Below are 339 nucleotides of genomic sequence, written 5' to 3'. Positions count from 1 at the left end.
TAATTTAAATATATGATTCTAAATTTAAAAAGAGAGCAATAAAAAACCAGTTTATGAAAACTGGTTTTTTATTGCAAATATTGAAATACTCAATTGTATTATTCACCGCCAAGGGTACATTCAAAGTTGGCTTTATCTACTGAACAGCGTGCTTTTTTCAGTACTGACATCATACCTGCATCATAAATACCTTGTTTAGTCAGTTCTAAACGACCGTCACGCATTAACTTTTGATATTTAAGTTTATCTTCAGCCGTTAAATTCATCTTGTATTTTGCTGGAATGGTTGCTTCTAAACGGTTGATCGATCGACGGCAATAATATCAGGTTTGAAACGCT

Annotated in this window: 1 protein-coding gene; it reads right to left on the bottom strand. The window is 32.4% G+C overall.

All coding sequences use genetic code 11. The annotated features are described in order from the left end of the window. Nucleotides 1-98 precede the first annotated feature (98 nt). Nucleotides 99-305, bottom strand: a complete 207-nt coding sequence (locus tag ACJ5GX_RS06885) for a putative solute-binding protein (RefSeq protein ID WP_495292834.1) — start codon at nucleotides 303-305, stop codon at nucleotides 99-101. Between the last annotated feature and the right edge of the window lie 34 nt (nucleotides 306-339).

Source organism: Wolbachia endosymbiont of Tuta absoluta, assembly GCF_059414725.1.
The sequence above is the reverse complement of the archived record's forward strand: the minus strand, read 5'-3'. Positions and strand labels throughout refer to the sequence as shown.